Raw genomic sequence first — 1,009 nt, 5'->3', positions numbered from 1 at the left:
ACAACGAGATGATCGCCTCGATCGACGGAGCGCAGCGGATCATCAAGTTCGAGACCTACATCTGGAAGAGCGACCCCACGGGCCAGCGGTTCATGGACGCCTTCAACCGGGCGGCCGCGCGCGGCGTGGAGGTCTACGTCTCCTATGACGGGTTCGGGAACCTCGTGGTCCCGCCCCGCTTCTACCGTCAGCTGGACCCGCGCATCCACGTGTTCCGGCTGCCGGCCTTCGCCCGCCCGATCTGGCGAGGCGTGGTCCGACACAGCGGGTTCAACCACTCGAAGATCATGGTGGTGGACGACGAGGTCAGCTTCGCAGGCGGCTTCAACATCGGCGACGACTACGCCCGCTTTTGGCGGGACACTCACGTGCGCGAGCGCGGCCCGGCGGTGTGGGGGCTGGACCAGTCGATCTCCATCAAGTGGAACGCCCACCACCGCGCGGGCGAGCAGATGTCCTGGCGCCCCCCGGACACGTGGGACCCGCGCGTCACCGTGGCCGCGAACCAGCCGCCGCTCCTGGTCTACCCGATCCGGCTGAGCTACCTCGACGCCATCCAGCGGGCGCAGCACCGCATCCTCATCAACACGCCGTACTTCATCCCGGACCAGCAGGTCCTCGAGGCGCTGCTGCACGCGGCCCGGCGCGGGGTGGACGTGCAGGTGATGGTGCCGGAGGACTCCAACCACATCGTGGCGGACTGGGCCTCGCGCGGCTTCTTCGGGAAGATGCTCGAGGCCGGCATCACGATCCTGCTGTACAGGGCCAGCATGATCCACGCGAAGACCGCCACCGTGGACGGCATCTGGTCCACCGTGGGCTCGGCCAACGTCGACCGCCTCTCCCTGGGCTTCAACTACGAGTCCAACGTGGTGGTCGTGGACCGCGACTTCGCCGCCCGGATGGAGGAGATCTTCGCTCTCGACGCCCAGCGGGCCGTCCGGATCGACACCCCGCGCTGGGAGGACCGTCACGGCCTCGCCCGCGTGGTCGAGGCCCTGCTGGTACC

1 protein-coding gene is annotated in these 1,009 nt (G+C 68.4%); it reads left to right on the top strand.

Going from position 1 to position 1,009, the window contains the following annotated elements:
- Window positions 1-8: 8 nt before the first annotated feature.
- Window positions 9-1,009: phosphatidylserine/phosphatidylglycerophosphate/cardiolipin synthase family protein (locus tag ACFWJO_RS39275; RefSeq protein ID WP_386873035.1), on the top strand; the 1,001-nt coding region annotated here is incomplete at its 3' end.

The organism is Streptomyces sp. NPDC127092 (assembly GCF_042722475.1).
Classification (GTDB): Bacteria; Actinomycetota; Actinomycetes; order Streptomycetales; family Streptomycetaceae; genus Streptomyces.
This window is presented reverse-complemented; position numbering and strand designations above follow the sequence as displayed.